The following is a 24,144-nucleotide window of genomic DNA, read 5'->3' on the forward strand; positions in this document are numbered from 1 at the left end:
CGGAGCGGACAGGGGGCCCGGCCGAGGGCGCGGCCGGGACCGGGCCGAGGGCAGGTACCCCCGGCCGCGGCGGTGACCGCGAGGACCGCGGTGCCCCCCCCCCCCCCCGGCCGCGGCGGTGACCGTCAGGCCGACGGCGCCCCCGTCCCGGGCAACTCCGGCGGAGCCTTCGCCGGGCTCTCCTCCAACGCCGCCAGCGCGACGCGTACGGCCTCGTCGAGCTGCGGGTCCCGCCCGGCGGCGTAATCCTCGGGCGTGACCACGACCTCGACGTCCGGGTCGACGCCGTAGTTCTCGACGCCCCACTCGTACCCCTCCATCCAGAAGGCGTACTTGGGCTGCGTCACCAGCGTGCCGTCGACGAGGTGGTACCGGCTGTCTATGCCGACGACGCCGCCCCACGTGCGCGTACCGACGACGGGACCGATGCCGAGGGCCTTGATCGCGGCGTTCACGATGTCGCCGTCGGAGCCGGAGAACTCGTTGGCGACGGCGACGACGGGCCCGCGCGGCGCGTCCCCGGGGTAGCTGAGCGGCCCGGAGCCGCGCGGCAGGTCCCAGCCGACGATGCGGCGCGCCAGCTTCTCCACGACGAGCTGCGAGGTGTGCCCGCCGCGGTTCTCGCGCACGTCCACGACCAGGCCCTCGCGGGCGACCTCGATCCTGAGGTCCCGGTGGATCTGCGCCCAGCCCGGCGCCTGCATGTCGGGCACGTGCAGATAGCCGAGCCGACCGCCGGAGCGCTCGTGGACGTAGGCCCGCCGGTCGGCGACCCACGCGTGGTAGCGCAGCGGCTCCTCGTCGTCGACGGGGACGACGACGGCGTGCCGGGGGTCGCCGCCGCCCGCGGGCGACACGGTCAGCTCGACGGGCTTGCCCGCGGTGCCGACGAGCAGCGGGCCGGGCCCGGTCACCGGGTCGACGGGCCGCCCGCCGACGGCGAGGATCGCGTCGCCCGCGCGCACCGCGACGCCGGGCGCGGCCAGCGGCGAGCGCGCGTGCGGGTCGGACGTCTCGGACGGCAGCACGCGGTCGACGCGCCACGCCCCGTCCTCGCCCCGCGAGAGGTCCGCGCCGAGCAGCCCCTGGCGGCCGCCGCCCCAGCCGCCGCGCGGCGTCACGTAGGCGTGCGAGGTGCCGAGTTCGCCCTGGACCTCCCACAGCAGGTCCACGAGGTCGTCGTGGGTGGCGACGCGGGCGAGGACGGGGCGGTAGCGCTCCAGGACGCCGTCCCAGTCGACGCCGCCCATGTCGGGCCGCCAGAAGTTGTCCCGCATGAGGCGCCCCGCCTCGTCGTACATCTGGCGCCACTCGGCGGCCGGGTCGATGTACTGGCGTACGCGGCCGAGGTCGACGGTGATGTTCGTGTCGCTGTCCTCGTCGGCGGACGCCCGCCGGTCGCTGGGCACGACCTTCAGCTTGCCGTCGGCCCACAGCAGCACCCGCTTGCCGTCACCGGTGACCACGAAGTGCTCGGCGACACCGGCGAGTTCCTCCACGCGGTGCTGGGTGAGGTCGTAGCGCTCCAGCTCGGAGCTGGGGTCGGGGTCGGTCGGCGTGGCCCGGGACGCGCCGAGCACGCCGTGCACGGGGTGGCGCAGCCACAGCAGGCCGTCCTTGGCGGCGCGCAGCGTGGAGTAGCGGGCGGCCTCCACGGGGAACGGCACGACGCGTTCGGCGAGCCCGTCGAGGTCGACGCGGGTCGTGGGCGTGCCCTCGCTGTCGGGCGTCTCGGCGTGCGGGGTGTCCGGGGTGTCGAAGGCCCGGCCGTGCCGCTGCGGCCCGAACGGCGAGGGCGTCGTGGCCGCGAGGGTGATCAGGTGCGGCCGGGCGCCGCCGACGAACGCGAGGTCGAAGACGTGGTCGTCGTAGACGGGGTCGAAGGCCCGCGCGGACAGGAACGCGAGGTGCTTGCCGTCGAGGGTGAACGCCGGGCTGTAGTCCCGGAACCTGAGCTGGGTGGCCTCCGCCACGGACAGGTCGGCGGTGTTGGCGAGCTTCAGCTGGCGCAGCGGCCGCGGCCCGGGGTGCGACCAGGCGAGCCACGCCGAGTCGGGCGAGAACGCGAGCCCGGTGGCCTCGCCGTGCTCGGCGCGGTCCACCTCGCGCACCTCGCCGCTCTCGCGCTCCACGAACAGCACCCGCCCGTCGTGCGCGGCGACGGCCGCCCGGCTGCCGTCGGGCGCCATGGCGAGCGCGAGGACCCGGCCGAGCTGTCCGGCCGCGAGCCGCCGCGGCGTCGCGCCGGGCGCGAGGCCCGTGGCGGGCGCGAACTCCAGGGCGTCGTCGCCCTCGGCGTCCGTCACCCACACCACGTGCTCCTCGCCGTCCACCCGGAACGTGCGCGGCAGCCGTGCCCGCACCCCCGGCTCGGCGGCGAGCGCGCGGGCGGGCCCCTCGCGGTGCGTGACCCAGTGCACGGCGCCGCGCACGGAGACCGCGCTGCCGCGCCCGGTGTGGTCGGGCGCGGCGGCCCCGAACCAGCGGGCGGCGCTCACCGGATGCGGCTGGAGGTCGGTGCGCTGCCCGCCGAGGACGATGTCCAGGCGGCGCGGCTCGGCGTCGGCGACGTCGGCGAGGCTGTCGAGGAGCCAGAGTTCACCGGCGGCGGTGTAGGTCACGCGGGTGCCGTCGGTGGCGGCGTGCCGGGCGTAGAAGCCTCCCCCAACGGGCGTGTGGCGGCGCAGGTCGGTGCCGTCGGGCAGCGAGGAGTACACAGCGCCGACGCCCTCGTGGTCGCTGAGGAAGGCGACGCGGTCGCCGACCCACAGCGGGTACTCGATGTTCCCGTCGAGGTCGGCGTGCAGCCGGGCGAAGCCGGGCTCGGGGTCGGCCTCGTCGGCGCCCCGCCGGATCCACAGCTTGCCCGCCGTGCCGCCCCGGTACCGCTTCCACCAGGCGGCCTCGCGCCCCATCGGCGCGGAAAGGAGCAGGACCTGGCCCCCGGGGCCGTACGCGAGGTCCCCGACGAGGCCGTACGGCAGCAGCTCGGCGGGCCCGCCGTCGAGCGGCACCGCGCGCGCCCGGGTGCGGCGCAGCGAGGCCTCGCCCTGCGTGCTGATGGCGAGGACCCGGCCGTCGGCCGTCCAGCCGCGCACGGACGTCTTCCCGCTGCCCCAGTAGGTCAGGCGCCGGGTGGGGCCGCCGGCCACGGGCGCGATGTGCACCTCGGGGGCGCCGTCGCGCGTGGACGTCCACGCGACGGTGGTGCCGTCCGGGGAGATCCGTGGCTGGGTCACGGGTACGTTGTCGGCGCTGACCCGCCAGGCGCGACCGCCGTCGAGTGGGGCGAGCCAGACATCGTCCTCCGCGGTGAAGGCGATCAACTCGCCGCGCAGGTGCGGAAACCGGAGGTAGGCAGGCTGAGTCACACGGTCAGCCTAAGCAGGCGCGGCGCGGGGCGGGGGCGTTTTGGATCACTTGCCCGGTTCCTCGTCGGGCTGTTCGGTCACGGTGACGGTGGCGGTGGGCCCGGGATCGGGCTTCTCGTGCCCGGCGTTGTCGTCGTTGCCGTTGCCGTCATGCCCGTCATTGCCGTTGCCGTCATGACCGTCATTGCCGTTGCCGTCATTGCCGTTGCCGTCGTTACCGGTGTCGTCGTTACCGGTGTCGTCGTTGCCCTGGTCGTCGTCGCCGTCGTCGTCGGGCGCGTGATCGCAGTTGCCGAGGGCGTCGACGCGGAACCACTCCTCGCGGCCGACCTTCGCGGTCAGACTCCCGCGCACGCAGGCGCCGTTGCGCACCTCCGTCACCCGGCCCTTGATCGTGATGACCTTGTCGTCGTCGGACTGGCCGCGGCAGTCGACCTCCGCCTCCCGCGGCTCGTCGGACTCCGATGCCTTCTTGTCCCGGCCGACGAACGACGCCGTGCAGGTGAGCCAGTCCACCTCGGCGTGCTGGCGCTCCAGCTCCCGCGTGCCCATCTTGTCGGTGGTGATCGCGACGGCGGACGTACTCATGTCTCCCTCGACGGGATCGCACGCGGTCAGGCCGAGACCGGCAGCCGCCATGGCCGTCACGGCGACGAGAACGCTGCGCGCCCGCCGTGTGCGCGGTATTCGCCTCAATGCCCCCATGAGCGGCAGCGTGCCACCGTGGACGGCGCGGCGGTAGACCGCTTGCGGCCATCTGGCCAGTAACCGCCCCCGTCAGCAGCCCCGTTCCGTGCGCTCAGGCGCGATCCGTGCGCAGCAGCAGCCACTCCTGGAGCTCCACCAGGTTCCCCTCGGGGTCCTTGAGGTGGGCCACCCGCATCCGGTCCGTCATGGGCGCGGGCCCGTGCGTCAGCTCGGCGCCGCGCCCGGTGATGCGCTCGCAGTACGCGTCCAGGTCGTCGACGCGCAGCACCACCAGGGAGCGGTGCCCGGTCGCCGACTCGGCCAGTTCGCCGAGGAGTTCGGCCATCATCGTGCGGTCCTGCAGGGCGATGCCCGCGGAGCCCGTCGTGGGGCTGAACTTCTCGTACGGTCCGCTCGCCGCGCCCGACTGGGGCTTCAGGCCGAGGACGTCGGCGTAGAAGCGGTAGCAGGCGGGGAAGTCGGTGACGAGCAGGCGTACCTGGGCGAGTTCCACGGGGATGCCTTTCGGGCGGGGTTCAGGACCAGCGTCCGGTCCGGCCGAGGAGGAGGGCCGTCGCGGCGGTGCCCGCGGTCGACGTGCGCAACACGCTACGCCCGAGCCGGTAGGGCTTGGCACCCGCCCGCGCGAACGCCGCCAGCTCGTCCGGGGCGACGCCGCCCTCGGGGCCGACGACGAGAACAATGTGGCCGGTCGCGGGCAGTTCGGCGGTGGCCAGCGGCTCGCTGCCCTCCTCGTGCAGGACGGCGGCGAGGTCCGCGTCCGCGAGGAGCGCCGCGACCTGCTTGGTCGTGGCGAGGTCGGCGACGTCGGGGAAGCGCACGCGGCGCGACTGCTTGCCCGCCTCGCGTGCCGTCGCCCGCCACTTGCCGAGCGCCTTCTGGCCGCGCTCGCCCTTCCACTGCGTGATGCAGCGGGACGCGGCCCAGGGCACGACGGCGTCCACACCGGTCTCCGTCATCGTCTCCACAGCCAGCTCGCCCCGGTCGCCCTTGGGCAGCGCCTGCACGACGGTGATCCGGGGCGTCTGCGCGCCCTCCTCGCGTACGCCGTCGGCGTCCAGGGACACCGTCAGACGGTCCTTGCCCTCGGTGTCCGCGACGACGCCGTGCGCCCAGCGTCCGGCGCCGTCGGTGAGGACGACGTCCTCGCCCGCGCGCAGCCGCTTCACGGACACGGCGTGCCGCCCCTCGGGGCCGTCCAGGACGTACGCGCTTGCCGGGGCCGCGCCCCGGAAGTCCTCGACGACGAAGACCGGCGCCGTCACACCGCACCCCGCGCGGCGAACGTGGCCTTCGCCTCGTCGAGTTCGGCGACCAGGACCTCCATCAGCTCGCCCGCGGGCAGCGCCCGCGCCAGGCGGTGGCCCTGGCCCGCCCACAGCGCCATGGCCTGCGGGTCACCGGCCTTCGCCGCGGCCTTGCGGAGTCCGGCCGTCAGATAGTGGACCTGCGGGTACGCGGCCGGGGCGTACGGGCCGTGCTCGCGCATGAAGCGGTTGACCAGGCCGCGCGCGGGGCGGCCGGAGAACGCCCGGGTCAGCTCGGTGTGCCCGAACAGCGGGTTCGTCATGGCCTGCTTGTGCAGCGGCTGCGCGCCCGACTCGGGCGTGACCAGGAACGCCGTGCCGAGCTGCGCGAAGTCCGCGCCCGCGGCGAGGACCGCGGCGATCTGACTGCCGCGCATCAGGCCGCCCGCGGCGATCACGGGCAGCGGCACCGTCTCCCTGACCTGCGTGATCAGGCTGAGCAGGCCGATGCCGGAGCCGTCCGCCTCCGGGTTGTCGCGGTGCGTGCCCTGGTGGCCGCCCGCCTCGATGCCCTGGACGCAGACGGCGTCGGCGCCCGCCCGCTGGGCCGCGCGGGCCTCCTCGGGCGTGGTGACGGTGACGACCGTACGGGTGCCGACGCGGTCGAAGGCCTGCACGACCTCCCGGGTCGGGCAGCCGAAGGTGAACGACACCAGCGGCACCGGGTCGTCGAGGAGGATCGCGAGCTTCGCGTCGTAGCCGTCGTCGCGCTTGCCCTCGGGGTCGCCGAGCTGCGTCTCGTACCAGGTGGCCTCGCCCGCGAGCTGGTTGCGGTAGACCTCCACGGCGGCATCGAGGGGCGCGGCGCCAGCCGCTCCGGTGGAGCCGGGGCCTGCACCGGGGTACTCGGGCTGCGGCATGAACAGGTTCACCCCGAACGGCCGCGCCGTCAGGCCCCTGACCTGCTTGATCTCCTGGTACATCCCGTCGGCGGTCTTGTACCCGGCGGCCAGGCAGCCGAGCCCCCCGGCCTCGGCGACAGCCGCCGCGAGCTGCGGGGTGGACCCGCCGCCCGCCATCGGGGCCTGCACGATCGGATAGCGACAGAGATCGGTGAACGCGGAGGACATACCGGCATCGTGCCACGTCCGGCGGGGGCGCCTTGTCCGGGGTCCGGGTGCGGACGCGCGTCGGCCCGGGGTGGGCGTGGATTCCACGCCCGCCCCGGGCCGGTCACAGCGCTAGCGTCCGTTGAACGCGTCCTTCAGGCGCGAGAACAACCCCTGCTGCCCCGGCTGGAACTGCCCCGTGGGCCGCTCCTCGCCGCGCAGTTGCGCGAGCTCCCGCAGCAGCCGCTCCTGCTCGGGGTCGAGCTTGGAGGGCGTGAGCACCTCGACGTGCACGATGAGGTCACCGCGCCCCCCGCCCCGCAGGTGGGTGACGCCCCGCCCGTGCAGGGGGATCGACTGCCCGGACTGCGTGCCGGGCCGGATGTCGACCTCCTCCATGCCGTCCAGCGTCTCCAGCGGCACCTTCGTGCCGAGCGCGGCCGCCGTCATCGGCAGCGTGACGGTGCAGTGCAGATCGTCCCCACGCCGCTGGAAGACGGCGTGCGGCAGCTCGTGGATCTCCACGTACAGGTCACCGGCGGGACCGCCGCCGGGCCCGACCTCGCCCTCACCGGCGAGCTGGATCCGGGTGCCGTTGTCGACACCGGCCGGGATCTTCACGGTGAGCGTGCGGCGGGACCGGATCCGTCCGTCGCCCGCGCACTCGGGGCACGGCGTCGGCACGACGGTCCCGAAGCCCTGGCACTGCGGGCAGGGCCGCGAGGTCATGACCTGGCCGAGGAAGGACCGGGTGACCTGGGACACCTCGCCGCGGCCGCGGCACATGTCGCAGGTCTGCGCGGAGGTGCCGGGCGCGGCCCCTTCGCCGGAACACGTCGTACAGACGACGGCCGTGTCGACCTGGATGTCCTTCGTGGTGCCGAAGGCGGCCTCTTCGAGGTCGATCTCCAGGCGGATCATGGCGTCCTGGCCGCGCCGGGTGCGCGAACGCGGCCCGCGCTGCGACGCCGTACCGAAGAACGCGTCCATGATGTCGGAGAAGTTGCCGAAGCCACCCGCTCCGAAGCCGCCCGCGCCACCGGCGCCACCGGCCTGGGACAGCGGGTCCCCGCCGAGGTCGTAGACCTGCTTCTTCTGCGGGTCCGACAACACCTCGTACGCGGCGTTGATCTCCTTGAAGCGCTCTTGCGTCTTCGGGTCAGGATTGACGTCCGGGTGCAGCTCGCGTGCGAGCCGCCGGAAGGCCTTCTTGATGTCGTCCTGGGAAGCGTCGCGGCGCACGCCTAGTACGGCGTAGTAGTCCGTGGCCACTTACGACTCCGCCAGGATCTGTCCGACGTAACGTGCCACTGCGCGTACTGCTCCCATCGTTCCCGGATAGTCCATGCGGGTCGGTCCGACCACGCCCAGCTTGGCCACTGCCTCGCTCCCCGAACCGTAGCCGACGGAGACCACCGACGTGGAGCTGAGCCCCTCATGGGCGTTCTCGTGCCCGATCTTGACGGTCATGCCCGAATCCGTCGCCTCACCAAGCAACTTGAGGAGGACGACCTGTTCCTCCAGGGCCTCGAGGACCGGCCTGATGGTGAGGGGAAAGTCATGTCCGAAGCGGGTGAGATTGGCGGTGCCGCCGATCATCAGCCGCTCCTCGGTCTCCTCCACCAGCGTTTCGAGGAGGGTGGACAGGACCGTGGTCACCGTCCCCCGGTCGTCCTTGTCGAAGGATTCGGCCAGGTCCTGCACCAGCTGCGGCACGTCCGAGAAGCGGCGGCCCGCGACCCGGCTGTTGAGCCGCGCCCGCAGATCCGCGAGGGACGTCTCCCCGAACGGCGCCGGGCAGTCGATCATGCGCTGCTCGACCCGCCCGGTGTCGGTGATGAGGACCAGCATCAGGCGGGCCGGGGCCAGCGAGAGCAGTTCCACGTGCCGCACCGTGGAGCGGGTCAGCGACGGATACTGCACCACCGCGACCTGCCGGGTCAGCTGCGCGAGCAGCCGCACCGTGCGCCCGACGACGTCGTCCAGGTCGACCGCGCCGTCCAGGAAGTTCTGGATCGCGCGCCGCTCCGGCGCCGTCATCGGCTTGACGCCCGCGAGCCGGTCCACGAACAGGCGGTACCCCTTGTCGGTCGGGATGCGCCCGGCGCTGGTGTGCGGCTGGGCGATGAACCCTTCCTCCTCCAGGGCGGCCATGTCGTTGCGGACCGTGGCCGGGGAGACGCCGAGGTGGTGGCGTTCGGTGAGCGCCTTGGAGCCGACGGGCTCCTCCGTGCCCACGTAGTCGTGGACGATGGCGCGCAGCACTTCCAGCCTGCGTTCACTGAGCATCGCGCACCTCCAGCTGCCGTCCCTCGTCCCGAGCCCCCGGTGGTGGCCCCTCGCCCTGGCACTCACCCCGGGCGAGTGCCAGCCTTCACCGAGTCAGTGTACGGCCGGTGGGTACAGGCCCGGCAAGGGCCGACCTCGTTGTCATGCCGACGGGTGCCGCCCTTGTCCTGCCTTGTCACGCCGACGGACGCCGCCGCTGTCGCCCCAGGTCCCGCGGACGGGTGCCGCCGCCGTGCCACGCCGCGCCGACGGGTGCCGCCGCCCGCCCCCGTCCTGCCCCCGCGCCCCGGCGGCGCTAGCGTCACCCCCATGGACACGGTCACGCCCTCCCCCGCCCCCGCCCCGGCCTGGGAGGAGGCGGGCTGGGAACGGCTCGCCGCGCGCGTGGGGCGGTGCAGGCTGCCCGTGTGGGACTGCACGGCCGGGCTCGTCGTCGGCACCGGCGCCGCCCTCATGATCGAGGCCGGGTCCAGCCTGCGCGAGGGCTCCCGGCTGCGCGCCGACGCCCGGCGGCTGCTCGGCGGCGACCGGCGTGTGACCCATCTCGCCCTCACCCACCCCCACTTCGACCATGTGCTCGGCGCCGCCGCGTTCGCGGGCGTCGAGGTGTTCGGCGCCGTCGGCCTCGACACCGTCCTGGAGCACGACCGCGACGGCCTGCGCGCCGACGCCGTCGCCCAGGGCCTCGACCCGGCCGCCGCGGCCGAGGCCGCCGACCTCCTCGTCCACCCCCGCCACCTGGTGTGCGGGGAGTGGACCCTGGACCTCGGCGGGCTCCAGGTGCTGCTCGCCAACGTCGGCCCCGGGCACACCGGCCACGACCTCGCCGTCCTCGTGCCCGGCGGCCCGGGCGAGCCCGAGGTCGTCTTCTGCGGCGATCTGGTCGAGGAGTCCGGCGAACCGCAGGCCGGCCCGGACGCGGCCCCCCGGCACTGGCCCGCCGCCCTCGACCGGCTCCTCGACCTCGGCGGCGAGGACGCGGTGTACGTGCCCGGGCACGGGGCCGTCGTCGACGCCGCTTTCGTACGCCGCCAACGCGACGAGCTGGCCCGGCGGTTCGGTGTCGCCTGACGGCATGCCATAACGTCTGGCCCATGCGCAGCTACCACCCGGACCTGACCCCGCCCTGGAAGAAGCCGGCCGCCGTCCCCGAGGTGCCCGCCGAGGCCGACCTGGTCGTGGAGGAGGTCACCACGGGCTTCTGCGGCGCGGTGATCCGCTGCGAGAAGACGGCCGAGGGGCCGACGGTGACCCTGGAGGACCGCTTCGGCAAGCACCGCGTGTTCCCGATGGCGCCGCGCGGCTTCCTCCTGGAGGGCAGGGTGGTCACGCTGGTCCGGCCGACGGCGACCGCCGCACCCCGGCAGCCCGCACGCACCGCCTCCGGCTCGCTGGCCGTGCCGGGGGCGCGGGCGCGGGTGGCCAGGGCGGGGCGGATCTATGTGGAGGGGCGGCACGACGCCGAGCTCGTCGAGAAGGTCTGGGGCGACGACCTGCGCATCGAGGGGGTCGTCGTCGAGTACCTGGAGGGCATCGACGACCTGCCCGCCATCGTCGCCGAGTTCGCCCCCGACGCCGACGCCCGCCTCGGCATCCTCGTCGACCACCTGGTCCCCGGCTCCAAGGAGTCCCGGATCGCCGCGTCCGTCAGCAGCGACCACGCCCTGATCGTCGGCCATCCCTACATCGACGTGTGGGAGGCCGTGAAGCCGTCCTCCCTCGGCATCAGGGCCTGGCCCCGTGTCCCCCACGGCCAGGACTGGAAGACAGGCGTGTGCCACGCCCTCGGCTGGCCCCCCAACACCGGCGCGGCCTGGCAGCACATCCTGCGCTCGGTCCACAGCTACAAGGACCTGGAGCCCGCGCTCCTGGGCAGGGTCGAGGAGCTGATCGATTTCGTGACGGCTCCATAGCCGGACCCCTGTCAGGCGCAGGACGAGGAGACATCAGCCCCTGCCAGACGCCGGACGAGGAGACATCAGCCCCTGCCAGACGCCGGACGAGGAGGCATCAGCCCCTGCCAGGCGCCGGACGAGGAGGCATCAGCCCGTCCGGCGCTTGAGGACGAGGCGCGAAGCGCCGACGGGGGGACAGGGGCGCAGCCCCATACAGAACGCTCAGTCGACCAGATCCCGCACGACGGCGTCGGCAAGCAACCGCCCCCGCAGGGTGAGGACGGCCCGCCCTGCCGCGAAGGGGCCGGCCTCCAGCAACCCGTCGGCCAGCGCCCGCCGGGCCGCGGCAAGCCCGGCCTCCTTCAGGAGCCCCAACGGGCACCCCTCAAGCAGCCGCAGCTCAAGCAGCACCCGCTCGACCCGCCGGTCCTCGTCCGAGAGAACCTCCCGCCCGGCCCCGGGCGACCGACCCCCCGCGAGCGCGGCGGCATACGCCCCGGGATGCTTCACGTTCCACCACCGCACACCCCCCACATGGCTGTGGGCCCCCGGCCCGGCCCCCCACCAGTCGGCGCCCCGCCAGTACAACTCGTTGTGCAGACACCGCCCCGCCTCGGACGTGGCCCAGTTCGACACCTCGTACCAGTCGAACCCGGCGCCGCCGAGGACCTCGTCCGCGATCAGATACCGGTCCGCGTGCACGTCGTCGTCGGTCATGGGCACCTCTCCGCGCCGGATCCGCCGGGCGAGCTGCGTGCCCTCCTCGACGATCAGCGCGTACGCCGACACATGGTCGGGCCCGGCCCCGATGGCGGCGTCCAGAGAGGCCCGCCAGTCGTCATCGGTCTCCCCGGGGGTGCCGTAAATGAGATCGAGGTTGACGTGCTCGAAGCCCGCGGCGCGCGCCTCGGCGACGCAGGCCTCGGGCCGCCCGGGCGTGTGCGTACGGTCGAGGATCTTCAGGACGTGCTGCTTGGCGCTCTGCATGCCGAAGGAGACCCGGTTGAAGCCGCCTTCGCGCAGGGCGCTCAGATAGGCCGGGTCGACGGACTCCGGGTTGGCCTCCGTGGTGATCTCCGCGTCGTCGGCGAGCCCGAACTCGTCGCGTACGGCGGCGAGCATCCGTACGAGATCTTCGGCGGCGAGCAGCGTGGGCGTACCGCCGCCGACGAACACGGTCCGGACGGGGCGCGGGTCGTCGCCGAGGACCTTGCGGGCGAGGCGGACCTCGTCGACGAGGGTGTCGGCGTAGTTGTCGCGGGAGGCGAGGACGCCGCCGCTGCCGCGCAGCTCGGTGGCGGTGTAGGTGTTGAAGTCGCAGTAGCCGCAGCGGGTCGCGCAGTACGGCACGTGCAGGTAGAACCCGAGCGGCCGCTCACCCGCTCCGAGCAGGGCGGAGGCGGGCAGCGCCCCGTCCTCGGGCATGGGCTCACCATCGGGCAGTACGGAAGGCATGTCTGCCATTGTCCCGGACGCCCCGAGGTCTCGACGCACCTCCGCCGCTCACAGCCCCTCCGGCGCCAGCCACCCCGGACACCCCGGGGCCTCGGCACACCCCCGCCACTCACAGCCCCTCCGGCGCCAGCCACCCCGGACACCCCGAGCCCTCGGCGCCCCGCCACCTACAGCCCCTCCGGCGTTTGAGGAGCGGGGTCCGGGGCGGAGCCCCGGTTTCGGGAAAGGGGTGGGCCTGGGGCGCCCCGCGAAGGCCCCCGCCCCTCACTCCGCCTTCAGCACCAGCAACGCCAGATCATCGTCCGGCGGCCGCTGGGAGAACTCGTGCACCAGACGGCGGATGCGCTCGGCGACGAGCCCCGCGTCCAGGCCCGCGCAGCCCGCCAGCGCCTTGGCGAGCCCGTCGCCGTCGTCGAAGAGGTGCAGCCCGGAGCGCCGCTCCGTGACCCCGTCGGTGACGCACAGCAGCGTGTCACCGGTGCGCAGCTCGAAGGTGGTGCTGGTGTACGTCTCGTCGTCGACGACCCCGAGCAGCATCTGCGGCGCGGCCACGGGCCGCACCTGCCCGTCGGCGCCGAGCACCAGCGGCAGCGGATGCCCGGCGCACGCCACGGTGCACCGCACGCCGCCCTCGAAGGGCACCAGCTCGCCGTAGAGGAGGGACAGGAAGCGGGAGGTGGGGCCGTCGGTGGGCTCGTCCTGGCCGCCGGCGAGGGCGAGGACGGCCGCGGCGGCGTCGGCGGCCTCCGTGGCGTCGTCGAGGAGGAGCTGGTTGAGGCGGTCGAGGACCTCCGCGACCTGGTAGCCCTCGCGGGCGAGCAGCCGCAGCCAGGGCCGGGCGAGCCCGATGACGACGGCCGCCTCCGGCCCTTTGCCCTGGACGTCGCCGAGGGCGAAGCACCAGCGGCCGTGCCCGGCGGGAAACACGTCGTAGAAGTCACCGCCCGGCCCGCCCTGCTCCCGGGGCTCGTACACGACGCTGCTCTCCACGCCGGGGATCTCCGCGACGGCGCTCGGAAGCAGGCCGCGCTGGAGGACCTGGCTGATGGTGGCCTGGCGCTGGTAGCGGCGGGCGGCGCTGATGGCGAGCGCGACGCGGCGGCTGAAGTCCTCGACGAGCCCGGTGGCCTCGTCCGGGAAGCGCACGAGGCCGGCCCGTCCGATCACCAAGGTGCCGAGCTTCCGGCCGCCCGCCACCAGGCGGTACGCCAGCGCCGCGCCGCCCGACTCCCCGCCGCCCAGGGCGTCCCCGGGCCACAGCACGGCCACCGCGCCGGAGCCCACCGCCTCGGTCAGCCGCGGCGGCTCCTTCTCCAGGAGCCTCCGCAGCTCCTCTATGCGCTGTTCGCTGGTGTGCCAGACCCGCGCGAGGCGGGTGCCGGGGGCGCGGCCTTCGGCGGTGCGCCCGGGGCCCTCGGCCTCGTCGTCGAGCCAGACCGCGCACCAGTCCGCGAGGCGCGGTACGAGCAGCTGCCCGGCGAGCGCCGCGACCAGGTTCTCGTCGAACTGTCCGGCGAGCAGGTCGGAGGCCTCGGCGAGGAAGGTGAGCGCGCCGCGGTTGATCCACTCGGTTTCGTGGGTGGGTCTTCTGGACAGCGGCGCGAGGATCTCGGCGGAGCGCAGGCCGCGGTGCCGGACCTGTTCACCGGCGTACGTCTCGATCTCCTGCATGAGGGGGAGCCCTTCGACGGGCAGCCGGGCCCAGACCGTCTTGGCGCCGGAGCGGTAGGTGATGCCCCAGGACTCGGAGAGGGTGGCGACGAGCTGCAGGCCGCGGCCGTACTCGGGGGTGCCGGGCTGCGGGCCGCGGGGCTCGCCGCGCACGGCGCGCGCCGGGTGGTGGTCGGACACCTCGATGACCAGGGCGTCGGCGCTCTCGCCCGCGTCGCCCTCGTCGAAACGGCACAGGACGTCGACGGCGGTGCCCGCGTGCACGACGGCGTTCGTCACCAACTCGCTGACCAGCAGCACCGAGTCGTCGGCGAGCCGGTCGGTGACGCCGGTCGCGGCGGGCGCCCCGAGGTCGGCCCAGTCGGCGAGCGCCGCCCGGACGAACCGGCGGGCCGCGGCGGGCGCCAGCGGGTTTCCTGGCAGGGTCGTGCGCACCACGGCCAGTGGCCCGGGGCGCGCCGCGGGCTGGGCGGAAGCACGAAAAGCAGTCTCCCGTTGCATCGGAATGGCCCCCACAGTGCGGCTCCTGAGCAGTTCGGACGAATACGCCTCAGGCGACACGGACAGAGTGACAGACTGACTGGGCCCATAAGCACCGAGTTACCGAAGTGGGCCACCATGAGTGAGAACAGTGCTACGCCCGCGCTCGGACGCGGTCAGATTCCGTCATCCGCCGATACGGACACTCCTGCGCGGATTTCGGCCCCGGGTGCCGCCGCGGCTCCCGGCCCAACGCCCCCACCGGCCGTCGCGGATCCGGGTGGCCGATTCCGGCCTCCGGCGGCAGCCGTGGCGTCCGGCGAGATCCGGCCAGCCGACGCGGGCAGCGTCGGTCGCGCCCCAGCGTCCTCGCACCCGCGCCCCCCTGACCCTCTGTCACCACCAACCGCCCCTGTCATAGCGGGACTTGACGCCCCAAAGGGGTCTGGCTCGGCGGCCCCTGACACCCCGCGCGCATCCACGCCACCAGCGCTCGTCCCCTTGCTCACGCCCCCTGCGCCGGAGTGCTCCCACTCGGTTCACGCGGCCGAACAGCGCCCCGGGCGCTCTGTCCGCGCCAAGATCCCGTCCCCGTCCGCGGAGCCGCCCCGGGCCGGGGAGCAGTCCGCGTCCGGCGACGCGTCCACGTCCAGGAAGGCGCCCTCGCCCAGGAAGACGCCCACGCCCGGCAAGGCACGCAAGGTCCCCGCTCCGGCCGGAGCGCCACCCACCGTCGCCGCCCCGGCGCCGTCCCCGGCCCCGGCCCCGGCCCCGGCCCCGGCCGAGCGGTCACCCAAACGCCCGCCCAAGTCCACCCGCACGCCGGACCCGGGCCCCGTCTCCGTGCCGGAGGCGATCCTCGGCGACCCCTCGGGCGCGTCCGCCGCCGATCTGCGCGCCCTGCTCGCCGCCATGCGGGCCGCGCGCGACGGCAAATTCACCAAGGCCCCGCACACCAGCTCAGGCCTGGTCGCCGAGTTGGTCACGGTGTTCAACGAACTGGTGGACCGTTCCACGCACTTCGACGGCGAACTCCTCCGCGTACGCCGGGAGATGGTCCGGCACGGCCGTCTCGACACCCGGTTCACGGCGAGCCCGGGGCAGGGCAGCTGGGCCACCCGGATCATCGAGGTGAACTCTCTCCTGGACTCCCTGGTCGCACCGGCCACGAACGCGACCAGGGTCCTGAACGCGGTCGCGGGCGGCGACCTCACCCAGCGCGTCGACCTGCACGACGGGTCCCGGGAGCTGCGCGGTGATCTGCGCCGCCTGGGGCGCGCCGTCAACACGATGGTCGACCAGTTGTCACTCTTCACGGGCGAAGTGACGCGGGTGGCCCGCGAGGTCGGCACGGAGGGCAGGCTCGGCGGGCGCGCCAAGGTCCGCGGTCTGTCCGGGAGCTGGCGGGACGTGACGGAGGCCGTGAACACGATGGCCTCCCGGCTGACCGCACAGGTCCGCGACATCGCGCTGGTCACCACGGCCGTGGCGCAGGGCGACCTGACGCGCACGGTCACCGTCGAGGCCACCGGTGAACTCCTTGAGCTGAAGCTCACGGTGAACACGATGGTCGAACAGCTCTCCGCGTTCGCGGCGGAGGTGACGCGTGTCGCCCGCGAGGTCGGCACCGAGGGGCGGCTCGGCGGGCGCGCGCAGGCCCGCGGTGTGTCGGGGGTGTGGAAGGACCTCACCGACAACGTCAACTTCATGGCGTCGAACCTCACCTCCCAGGTCCGCAACATCGCCCAGGTCACCACGGCCGTCGCCAACGGCGACCTGAGCCAGAAGATCACCGTGGACGCGCGCGGCGAGATCCTGGAACTGAAGGACACCGTCAACACGATGGTCGACCAGCTCTCCGCCTTCGCCGACGAGGTGACGCGTGTCGCCCGCGAGGTCGGCACCGAGGGCAACCTCGGCGGGCGCGCCCATGTGCGCGGGGTGTCCGGGGTGTGGAAGGACCTCACCGACAACGTCAACTTCATGGCGGACAACCTCACTTCGCAGGTCCGCAACATCGCGCTCGTGTCGACGGCCGTCGCCCAGGGCGATCTGTCGAAGAAGATCACCGTGGAGGCCAAGGGCGAGATCCTGGAGCTGAAGTCGACGATCAACACGATGGTCGACCAGCTCTCCGCCTTCGCCGACGAGGTGACGCGTGTCGCCCGCGAGGTCGGCACCGAGGGCAACCTCGGCGGTCAGGCGCAGGTGCGGGGCGTCAGCGGCGTCTGGAAGGAGCTGACGGACAACGTCAACTTCATGGCGTCGAACCTCACCTCCCAAGTGCGCAACATCGCCCAGGTCACCACGGCCGTCGCCAACGGCGACCTGTCGAAGATGATCACGGTGACGGCGCGCGGCGAGATCCTGGAGCTGAAGGACACCGTCAACACGATGGTGGAGCAGTTGCGCGCCTTCGCCGACGAGGTCACGCGGGTGGCGCGCGAGGTCGGCACGGACGGCAGGCTGGGCGGCCGGGCACAGGTGCTCGGGGTGTCCGGCGTGTGGAAGGACCTCACCGACAACGTCAACTACATGGCGGACAACCTCACCGGGCAGGTCCGCAACATCGCGCAGGTCGCGACGGCGGTGGCGCAGGGCGACCTGTCCAAGAAGATCGACGTGGACGCGCGCGGCGAGATCCTGGAGCTGAAGACCACCATCAACACGATGGTGGACACCCTGTCGTCGTTCTCCTCGGAGGTCACCCGCGTGGCCCGCGAGGTCGGTTCCGAGGGGCAGCTCGGCGGTCAGGCCCGGGTCGAGGGCGTGTACGGCACCTGGAAGCGCCTGACCACGAACGTGAACGAACTGGCGCTGAATCTGACCACGCAGGTCCGCGCGATCGCCGAAGTCGCCTCCGCGGTGGCGCAGGGCGACATGTCCCGCTCCATCACCGTGGAGACCCGGGGCGAGGTCGCCGAGCTGAAGGACAACATCAACCTGATGGTGTCCAACCTGCGCGAGACCACCCGCGCCAAGGACTGGCTGGAGTCCAACCTCGCCCGCCTCGCCGGCCTGATGCAGGGCCACCGGGACCTCATGGAGGTCGCCGACCTGATCCTGCGCGAGCTGACGCCGCTGGTGAACGCCGGGTACGGCGCGTTCTTCCTGGCCGACCCGGACGCGGACGGCACCGTGCCGCTGCAGACGGCGCCCGCCAAGGGTCTCGCCTTCATCGCCGGGTACGGCTCCGCGCAGGGCAGCGCCACCGAGGAGGAGGGCTTCCTCGTCGACACCGGCGGCATGCCCGCGCACGGACTCGTACGGCAGGCGGCCCTGGAGAAGAAGCGCATCCTCCTCGACGAGGTGCCGCCCGACTACATCAAGATCCACTCAGGGCTCGGGGACGCGTCCCCGGCCAGTGTCGTCATCATCCCGATCCTGTTCGAGGACAAGCTGCTCGGCGTCATCGAACTGGCCACGTTCTCCCGCTTCTCCGACGTCCACCTGGCGTTCTTCGACCAGTTCGTGAACACCATCGGCGTCGCCATCAACACCATCATCGCCAACTCCCGCACCGAGTCCCTGCTCAGCGAGTCCCAGCGGCTCGCCACCCAGCTCCAGGAGCGCTCCGACGAACTCCAGCGCCAGCAGGCCGAGCTGCGCCGCTCCAACGCCGAACTGGAGGAGAAGGCGGCGCTGCTCGCCACGTCCTCGCAGTACAAGTCGGAGTTCCTCGCGAACATGTCGCACGAGCTGCGCACCCCGCTGAACTCCCTGCTCATCCTGGCCCGGCTGCTCTCCGACAACCCGGACAACCACCTCTCCGACCAGGAGGTGCAGTTCGCGACCACCATCCACCGCTCGGGCTCCGACCTGCTCCAGCTGATCAACGACATCCTCGACCTGTCGAAGATCGAGGCGGGCCGCATGGACGTACGCCCCAAGAAGCTCCCGCTGATCAAGGTCCTGGACTATGTGCACGCCACGTTCCGGCCGCTCACCATCGACCGCGGCCTCGCCTTCGACGTGACGGTCGGCCACAACGTGCCGCGGGAGATGTTCTCCGACGAACAGCGGCTCCAGCAGATCCTGCGCAACCTCCTGTCGAACGCGGTCAAGTTCACCGCGAACGGCCGCGTCGAGCTGCGCGTGCAGCACGTCACGCACTCACCCGACCCGCTCCTGAGCGACCGCGGCGACCTGATCAGCTTCTCCGTCCAGGACACCGGCATCGGCATCCCGCCCGAACAACTCCCGGTGATCTTCGAGGCGTTCCAGCAGGTCGACGGCACCACCAACCGCAAGTACGGCGGCACCGGACTCGGCCTGTCCATCAGCCGTGAGATCGCCGGTCTGCTCGGCGGCCGCATCACCGCCGAGAGCAGGCCCGGCGAGGGCTCCACCTTCACGCTGTACGTGCCCGTGGTGCACCCCGGCCACGGCGCGGCGGCCGCGGCGTACGCCTCCGCGCGCACCTCGCCCGCCCCCGCCCCGCAGGACGAGACCACCTCGTCGACCACGCACACCCTGCCGGAGACCGACGACAACTGGCCGGCGCCGACCAAACTGGAGGTGTGGAAGGAGGGGCGCGCGGGCCGGATACTGCCGGGCCGCCGGGTGCTCATCGTCGACGACGACATCCGCAACGTCTTCGCCCTGACCCATGTCCTCAGCCGCGTGGGCCTGGTCGTGCTCTACGCCGAGAACGGCCGCGAGGGAATCGAGACGCTTGAGCGCAACCCCGACACCGACCTGATCCTGATGGACATCATGATGCCGGAGATGGACGGCTACGAAACCATCGCCGCCATCCGCCGCACCCCCCGCTGGACCGGCCTGCCGATCGTCGCCCTCACCGCGAAGGCGATGCCCGGCGACCGCGAGAAGGCCATCTCGCAGGGCGCCACCGACTACGTACCGAAGCCGGTGGACGTGGACCAACTCCTGATGGCCGTCTGCGCGCTCCTGGACCCGGAGGGCGCCTCGTTCTACAAACAGGCCAGCACGGCCCTCGAAGACCCCGCCGCCCCGGAGCACCCGACGCCACCCGACTCCGACCAGATGGAAGCCGACCCCCTCAGCCCCGTCGATCTCGTCGCCCCCATCGACCAGATCGACCTCGTTGAACCCCGTGAATTCGTTGACTCGGAGCAGCCCGGTACGCAGGGGGAGCCTGCCGCGCCGCCCACGACTGAGTGAGGCACTTGTCACCATGAGCACAGAGGCGCCGACCGACAACCGCGCCAGCATCCTCCTGGTCGACGACATGGAGGACAACCTGATGGCCCTGGAAGCGGTCCTGGGCTCCCTCAACGAGCCGCTCGTGCGGGCCCGTTCCGGGGAGGAGGCGATGAAGGCGCTGCTGCGACAGCGGTTCGCCGTGATCCTCCTGGACGTGCGGATGCCAGGCATGGACGGCTTCGAAACGGCGTCCAACATCAAGCGCCTCGACCAGACCAAGGACGTGCCCATCATCTTCCTGACCGGCACGGACAACGACGCGGGCTACGCCTTCCGCGGCTACGCGACCGGCGCGGCGGACTACCTCACCAAGCCCTTCGACCCCTGGGTGCTGCGCGCCAAGGTCACCGTCTTCCTCGAACTGCACCGCAAGAACCAGCAGTTGGAGCGCATGCTGGCGCGCGAGCAGGTGCAGTTCGACGAACTGTCCGAACGGCTGTCCGCGATCGAGCGGCATATGGCGGCGAGCAGCCTGACCGACGTACTGGAACTGCGTCACCACGTGGCGCAGATGGAGGAACTGCTGCGGGAGATGCGGCGCGTGCGGGGCACATGAGCCCTGGGGGCACGCGGGCGCTGGGGCCCGCCCGCCCCCGCGCGCGGTCACCACCCCGCGCGCCCGCGTGCGCTCACGCCTCGCGCGAGCCCGCGTACATCTCCTCGATCAGCGACTTGTACTCGCGCTCCACGACCGGCCGCTTCAGCTTCAGGCTGGGCGTCAGCTCGCCGTGCTCGACATCGAGGTCGCGGGGAAGCAGCTTGAACTTCTTGACGGTCTGCCAGCGCTGCAGGCCGTCGTTCAGCTGCTTCACGTACCCCTCGATGAGCGTGACCGTCGCCGGGGCCGCGATCACCTCGGCGTAGGACTTGCCGCCGAGGCCGTTCTCCTCGGCCCAGCCCATGATCGACGGCTCGTCGAGGGCGATGAGCGCGGTGCAGAAGTTCCGGTCGGCACCGTGCACGAGGATGTTGGAGACGTACGGGCACACGGCCTTGAACTGCCCCTCGACCTCGGCGGGCGCGATGTACTTGCCGCCGGAGGTCTTGATCAGGTCCTTCTTGCGGTCGGTGATCCGCAGATAGCCGTCGGGCGACAGCTCCCCGATGTCGCCGGTGTGGAACCAGCCGTCGGACTCCAGGACCTCGGCCGTCTTCTCGGGCTGACCGTGGTAGCCCTCCATCACACCGGGGCTGCGCAGCAGGATCTCGCCGTCGTCCGCGATCCGCACCTCGGTGCCGGGCAGCGGCTTGCCGACGGTGCCGGTGCGGTACGCCTCGCCGGGGTTCACGAAGGACGCGGCGGAGGTCTCGGTGAGGCCGTAGCCCTCCAGGATGTGGATGCCCGCGCCAGCGAAGAAGTACCCGATCTCGGGCGCGAGCGCCGCCGACCCGGACACCGCGGCCCGAAGGCGCCCGCCGAAGGCCTCCCGCAGCTTGCTGTAGACGAGCTTGTCGGCGACCGTGTGCTTGGCACCGAGCCCGAACGGCACCGAGGCCACGCCGGTCCTGCGGAAGTTGTCCTGACTGGTCTTCGCGTACTCCCGGGCGACCTCCGCCGCCCACTGGAAGATCTTGTACTTCGCACCGCCACCGGCCCGCGCCTTGGCCGCGACGCCGTTGTAGACCTTCTCGAAGATGCGCGGCACGGCGGCCATGTACGTGGGCTGCACCACCGGCAGATTCTCGATGATCTTGTCCACGCGGCCGTCGACGGCGGTGACGTGCCCCAGCTCGATCTGCCCGCTGGTCAGCACCTTGCCGAAGACATGCGCGAGCGGCAGCCACAGGTACTGCACGTCGTCGGCCGTGAGCAGCCCCGTGGCCGCGATGGCCTTCGCCATGTACGACCAGTTGTCCTGCGGCAACCGCACACCCTTGGGGCGGCCCGTGGTCCCCGACGTATAGATGATGGTCGCGAGGTGATCGGACCTGATCGCGTCGATCCGCTCCTTGACCACCTGCGGGTTCTTCTCCAGATAGGCGGCGCCGCGGGCCTCCAGCTCGGCCAGCGTCAGCACCCAGCCCTCGGGGTCGTCCGCCGCGGGCTCGACGCCCTCGGCGTCGAACACCACCACATGCTTCAGCTCGGGCAGGTTCGCCCGCTGCTCCCGCGCCTTCGCCAGTTGTTCGGCGTTGTCCGCGATCAGGACGCGGCTGCCGGAGTCGCCGAGGATGAACGCCGACTCCTCGGCGTTGGTCTGCGGATACACCGTCGTCGTGGCCGCCCCGGCGCACAGGATGCCCAGGTCGGCGAGGATCCACTCGACGCGGGTCGCGGAGGCGAGCGCCACCCGGTCCTCGGGGTTCAGGCCCAGGTCGACGAGGCCGGCTGCGATGGCGAAGACCCGCTCGGAGGCCTCCGCCCAGCTCAGCGCCCGCCAGTCGTCCGGCCCCTCGCCGGACGCGGCCGGGACGGGATAGCGGTAGGCCTCGGCGTCGGGTGTGGCCGCGACCCGCTCCAGGAAGAGGTGCGCCACGGAAGGCGGACGGTTCTCGATCAAGGTCTGTGTGTCGCTCACGACATCCTCCGGGCCCGCGACGGTGCGTCCTGACGGTGCGTTCTACTGGCTACATGACTGCGGTCGCTTCGCTCCCGTGCCTCTCCGGGCACTTGTTTAACTTGCGAGTAACCTACGAGCAGTGATCAGAGTAAAGGCCGGACGCCATGTGCGTAAGGGGCTGCAGCCTGTCACTTCCTACAGGTTCCACCTCACAGCAGATCCACCCGCCGGGTGAGGGCGAGACGCGAGGAGCGCCTGCCCGGTCGCCGGGCAGGCGCTCCTCACCACACTTCCGGATCGCGCCGGGGGCTACTTCTTCTTGCCCGAGCCCTCGTCGCTGGACAGCACCGCGATGAAGGCCTCCTGCGGGACCTCCACGGAGCCGACCATCTTCATCCGCTTCTTGCCTTCCTTCTGCTTCTCGAGCAGCTTGCGCTTGCGCGAGATGTCACCGCCGTAACACTTGGCGAGGACGTCCTTGCGGATGGCGCGGATCGTCTCGCGGGCGATGACCCGGGAGCCGATGGCGGCCTGCACGGGCACCTCGAACGCCTGCCGCGGGATCAGCTCGCGCAGCTTGGCGACGAGCCGCACGCCGTACGCGTACGCCGCGTCCTTGTGCGTGATCGCCGAGAACGCGTCGACCTTGTCGCCGTGCAGCAGGATGTCGACCTTGACGAGCTGCGCGGACTGCTCGCCCGTGGGCTCGTAGTCCAGCGAGGCGTACCCGCGCGTCTTGGACTTCAGCTGGTCGAAGAAGTCGAAGACGATCTCCGCGAGCGGCAGCGTGTACCGGATCTCGACGCGGTCCTCGGACAGATAGTCCATGCCGAGCAGCGTGCCGCGCCGGTTCTGGCACAGCTCCATGATCGAGCCGATGAACTCGGACGGGGCGAGGATGGTCGCCCGCACGACGGGCTCGTACACCTCGTCGATCTTGCCCTCGGGGAACTCGCTCGGGTTGGTGACGACGTGCTCGGTGCCGTCCTCCATGATCACGCGGTAGACCACGTTGGGGGCGGTGGCGATCAGGTCGAGCCCGAACTCGCGCTCCAGGCGCTCCCGGATCACGTCCAGGTGCAGCAGGCCGAGGAAGCCGACGCGGAAGCCGAAGCCGAGCGCGGCGGAGGTCTCCGGCTCGTACACCAGCGCGGCGTCGTTGAGCTGCAGCTTGTCCAGGGCGTCGCGCAGCTCCGGGTAGTCGGAGCCGTCCAGCGGATAGAGCCCCGAGAAGACCATGGGCTTGGGGTCCTTGTAGCCGCCGAGCGGCTCCGTGGCGCCCTTGTGCAGGGAGGTGATCGTGTCACCGACCTTGGACTGGCGGACGTCCTTCACACCGGTGATGAGATAACCCACCTCGCCCACGCCGAGCCCGTCGGCGGCGAGCATCTCGGGCGAGTTCGTCCCGATCTCCAGGAGCTCGTGCGTCGCGCCCGTCGACATCATCCGGATCCGCTCACGCTTGTTGAGCTGACCGTCGACGACTCGTACGTACGTCACCACGCCCCGGTACGAGTCGTACACCGAGTCGAAGATCATCGCGCGGGCGGGCGCGTCGGCGACGCCGACCGGCGGCGGGACCTCGGCGACGACCTTGTCGAGCAGCGCCTCCACGCCGAGCCCGGTCTTCGCGGAGACCTTCAGCACGTCGTCCGGGTCGCAGCCGATGAGGTTGGCCAGCTCCTCGGAGAACTTCTCGGGCTGGGCCGCCGGCAGGTCGATCTTGTTGAGCACCGGAACGATCTTGAGGTCGTTCTCCATCGCCAGATACAGGTTGGCGAGGGTCTGCGCCTCGATGCCCTGGGCCGCGTCGACCAGGAGGACCGTGCCCTCGCAGGCCGCGAGCGAACGGGAGACCTCATAGGTGAAGTCCACGTGGCCGGGGGTGTCGATCATGTTCAGGATGTGCGTCGTGCCCTCGTCGGGGCCCTCGGTCGGGGCCCAGGGCAGACGCACGGCCTGGGACTTGATCGTGATGCCGCGCTCGCGCTCGATGTCCATACGGTCGAGGTACTGGGCGCGCATCTGCCGCTGCTCGACCACACCGGTCAGCTGCAGCATGCGGTCGGCAAGCGTGGACTTGCCGTGGTCGATGTGCGCGATGATGCAGAAATTGCGGATCAGAGCCGGGTCGGTACGGCTCGGCGCGGGCACATTCTTAGGGGTCGCGGGCACGCAGGGTCCTGTCTCTTGAGGCGCCTTATGCCTCGGGTCGGATCGATACGTAGCCT

Annotated in this window: 15 protein-coding genes; 4 read left to right on the plus strand and 11 right to left on the minus strand. The window is 72.2% G+C overall.

Features of this window, described 5'->3' with window-relative positions:
• Window positions 1-125: 125 nt before the first annotated feature.
• From ACZ6BG_RS04215 to hrcA, 7 genes are all read right to left on the minus strand, one after another.
• Entirely contained in the window at window positions 126-3,371 is a 3,246-nt protein-coding gene (locus tag ACZ6BG_RS04215) for a S41 family peptidase (RefSeq protein WP_468996675.1), read from the minus strand.
• A gap of 45 nt (window positions 3,372-3,416) precedes the next feature.
• Window positions 3,417-3,959: a hypothetical protein gene (locus ACZ6BG_RS04220; protein ID WP_468996677.1), complete on the minus strand. Its 543-nt coding sequence runs from the start codon at window positions 3,957-3,959 to the stop codon at window positions 3,417-3,419.
• A gap of 211 nt (window positions 3,960-4,170) precedes the next feature.
• Window positions 4,171-4,572 (minus strand): VOC family protein, encoded by a 402-nt coding sequence (locus ACZ6BG_RS04225; RefSeq protein WP_468996680.1) that lies wholly within the window; start codon window positions 4,570-4,572, stop codon window positions 4,171-4,173.
• Window positions 4,573-4,594: 22 nt separating this feature from the next.
• Window positions 4,595-5,344, minus strand: a complete 750-nt coding sequence (locus ACZ6BG_RS04230) for a 16S rRNA (uracil(1498)-N(3))-methyltransferase (protein WP_468996682.1) — start codon at window positions 5,342-5,344, stop codon at window positions 4,595-4,597.
• Window positions 5,341-6,456: a nitronate monooxygenase gene (locus ACZ6BG_RS04235; RefSeq protein ID WP_468996685.1), complete on the minus strand. Its 1,116-nt coding sequence runs from the start codon at window positions 6,454-6,456 to the stop codon at window positions 5,341-5,343. The genes ACZ6BG_RS04230 and ACZ6BG_RS04235 overlap by 4 nt, the downstream gene beginning before the upstream one ends.
• A gap of 111 nt (window positions 6,457-6,567) precedes the next feature.
• On the minus strand, window positions 6,568-7,707 hold the full coding sequence (gene dnaJ / locus ACZ6BG_RS04240) for a molecular chaperone DnaJ (protein WP_030357717.1): 1,140 nt from the start codon (window positions 7,705-7,707) through the stop codon (window positions 6,568-6,570).
• On the minus strand, window positions 7,708-8,724 hold the full coding sequence (gene hrcA / locus ACZ6BG_RS04245; protein WP_380857027.1) for a heat-inducible transcriptional repressor HrcA: 1,017 nt from the start codon (window positions 8,722-8,724) through the stop codon (window positions 7,708-7,710). It abuts the gene before it with no gap.
• 309 nt (window positions 8,725-9,033) lie between these two features.
• On the opposite strand from hrcA, the gene ACZ6BG_RS04250 reads away from it, so the two are divergent.
• On the plus strand, window positions 9,034-9,795 hold the full coding sequence (locus ACZ6BG_RS04250; protein WP_468996689.1) for an MBL fold metallo-hydrolase: 762 nt from the start codon (window positions 9,034-9,036) through the stop codon (window positions 9,793-9,795).
• Between the two features lie 23 nt (window positions 9,796-9,818).
• The gene (locus ACZ6BG_RS04255; protein ID WP_468996691.1) at window positions 9,819-10,637 is read left to right on the plus strand and encodes a DUF3097 domain-containing protein; all 819 of its coding nucleotides are present in this window, start codon (window positions 9,819-9,821) and stop codon (window positions 10,635-10,637) included.
• Window positions 10,638-10,841: 204 nt separating this feature from the next.
• Here the strand turns inward: ACZ6BG_RS04255 and hemW are convergent, their stop codons facing one another.
• Window positions 10,842-12,074, minus strand: a complete 1,233-nt coding sequence (gene hemW, locus ACZ6BG_RS04260; RefSeq protein WP_468996692.1) for a radical SAM family heme chaperone HemW — start codon at window positions 12,072-12,074, stop codon at window positions 10,842-10,844.
• 264 nt (window positions 12,075-12,338) lie between these two features.
• A complete protein-coding gene (locus ACZ6BG_RS04265; RefSeq protein ID WP_468996694.1) occupies window positions 12,339-14,246 on the minus strand; it encodes a SpoIIE family protein phosphatase in 1,908 nt (635 codons plus the stop codon).
• A gap of 891 nt (window positions 14,247-15,137) precedes the next feature.
• Between ACZ6BG_RS04265 and ACZ6BG_RS04270 the strand changes: the two genes are divergently transcribed.
• Together ACZ6BG_RS04270 and ACZ6BG_RS04275 are read left to right on the plus strand one after the other, a co-directional pair.
• Window positions 15,138-19,370, plus strand: a complete 4,233-nt coding sequence (locus ACZ6BG_RS04270; protein WP_468997920.1) for a HAMP domain-containing protein — start codon at window positions 15,138-15,140, stop codon at window positions 19,368-19,370.
• A gap of 13 nt (window positions 19,371-19,383) precedes the next feature.
• Window positions 19,384-19,968, plus strand: a complete 585-nt coding sequence (locus tag ACZ6BG_RS04275; RefSeq protein ID WP_468996697.1) for a response regulator — start codon at window positions 19,384-19,386, stop codon at window positions 19,966-19,968.
• Window positions 19,969-20,041: 73 nt separating this feature from the next.
• On the opposite strand, the gene ACZ6BG_RS04280 is transcribed toward ACZ6BG_RS04275, so the two are convergent.
• Together ACZ6BG_RS04280 and lepA are read right to left on the minus strand one after the other, a co-directional pair.
• Entirely contained in the window at window positions 20,042-21,931 is a 1,890-nt protein-coding gene (locus ACZ6BG_RS04280; RefSeq protein ID WP_468996699.1) for an AMP-dependent synthetase/ligase, read from the minus strand.
• Between the two features lie 291 nt (window positions 21,932-22,222).
• The gene (gene lepA / locus ACZ6BG_RS04285; RefSeq protein ID WP_468449676.1) at window positions 22,223-24,088 is read right to left on the minus strand and encodes a translation elongation factor 4; all 1,866 of its coding nucleotides are present in this window, start codon (window positions 24,086-24,088) and stop codon (window positions 22,223-22,225) included.
• Window positions 24,089-24,144: the final 56 nt, after the last annotated feature.

The sequence above is a fragment of the Streptomyces sp. NPDC041205 genome, from assembly GCF_055591765.1.

Coding starts and splice junctions, on each gene's coding strand:
- ACZ6BG_RS04275 (WP_468996697.1), top strand. CDS start 19,384: ATGAGCACAGAGGCGCCGACCGACAACCGCGCCAGCATCCTCCTGGTC.
- ACZ6BG_RS04255 (WP_468996691.1), top strand. CDS start 9,819: ATGCGCAGCTACCACCCGGACCTGACCCCGCCCTGGAAGAAGCCGGCC.
- ACZ6BG_RS04270 (WP_468997920.1), top strand. CDS start 15,138: ATGCGGGCCGCGCGCGACGGCAAATTCACCAAGGCCCCGCACACCAGC.
- ACZ6BG_RS04250 (WP_468996689.1), top strand. CDS start 9,034: ATGGACACGGTCACGCCCTCCCCCGCCCCCGCCCCGGCCTGGGAGGAG.
- ACZ6BG_RS04220 (WP_468996677.1), bottom strand. CDS start 3,959: ATGAGTACGTCCGCCGTCGCGATCACCACCGACAAGATGGGCACGCGG.
- ACZ6BG_RS04235 (WP_468996685.1), bottom strand. CDS start 6,456: ATGTCCTCCGCGTTCACCGATCTCTGTCGCTATCCGATCGTGCAGGCC.
- hemW (WP_468996692.1), bottom strand. CDS start 12,074: ATGCCTTCCGTACTGCCCGATGGTGAGCCCATGCCCGAGGACGGGGCG.
- hrcA (WP_380857027.1), bottom strand. CDS start 8,724: ATGCTCAGTGAACGCAGGCTGGAAGTGCTGCGCGCCATCGTCCACGAC.
- ACZ6BG_RS04265 (WP_468996694.1), bottom strand. CDS start 14,246: ATGCAACGGGAGACTGCTTTTCGTGCTTCCGCCCAGCCCGCGGCGCGC.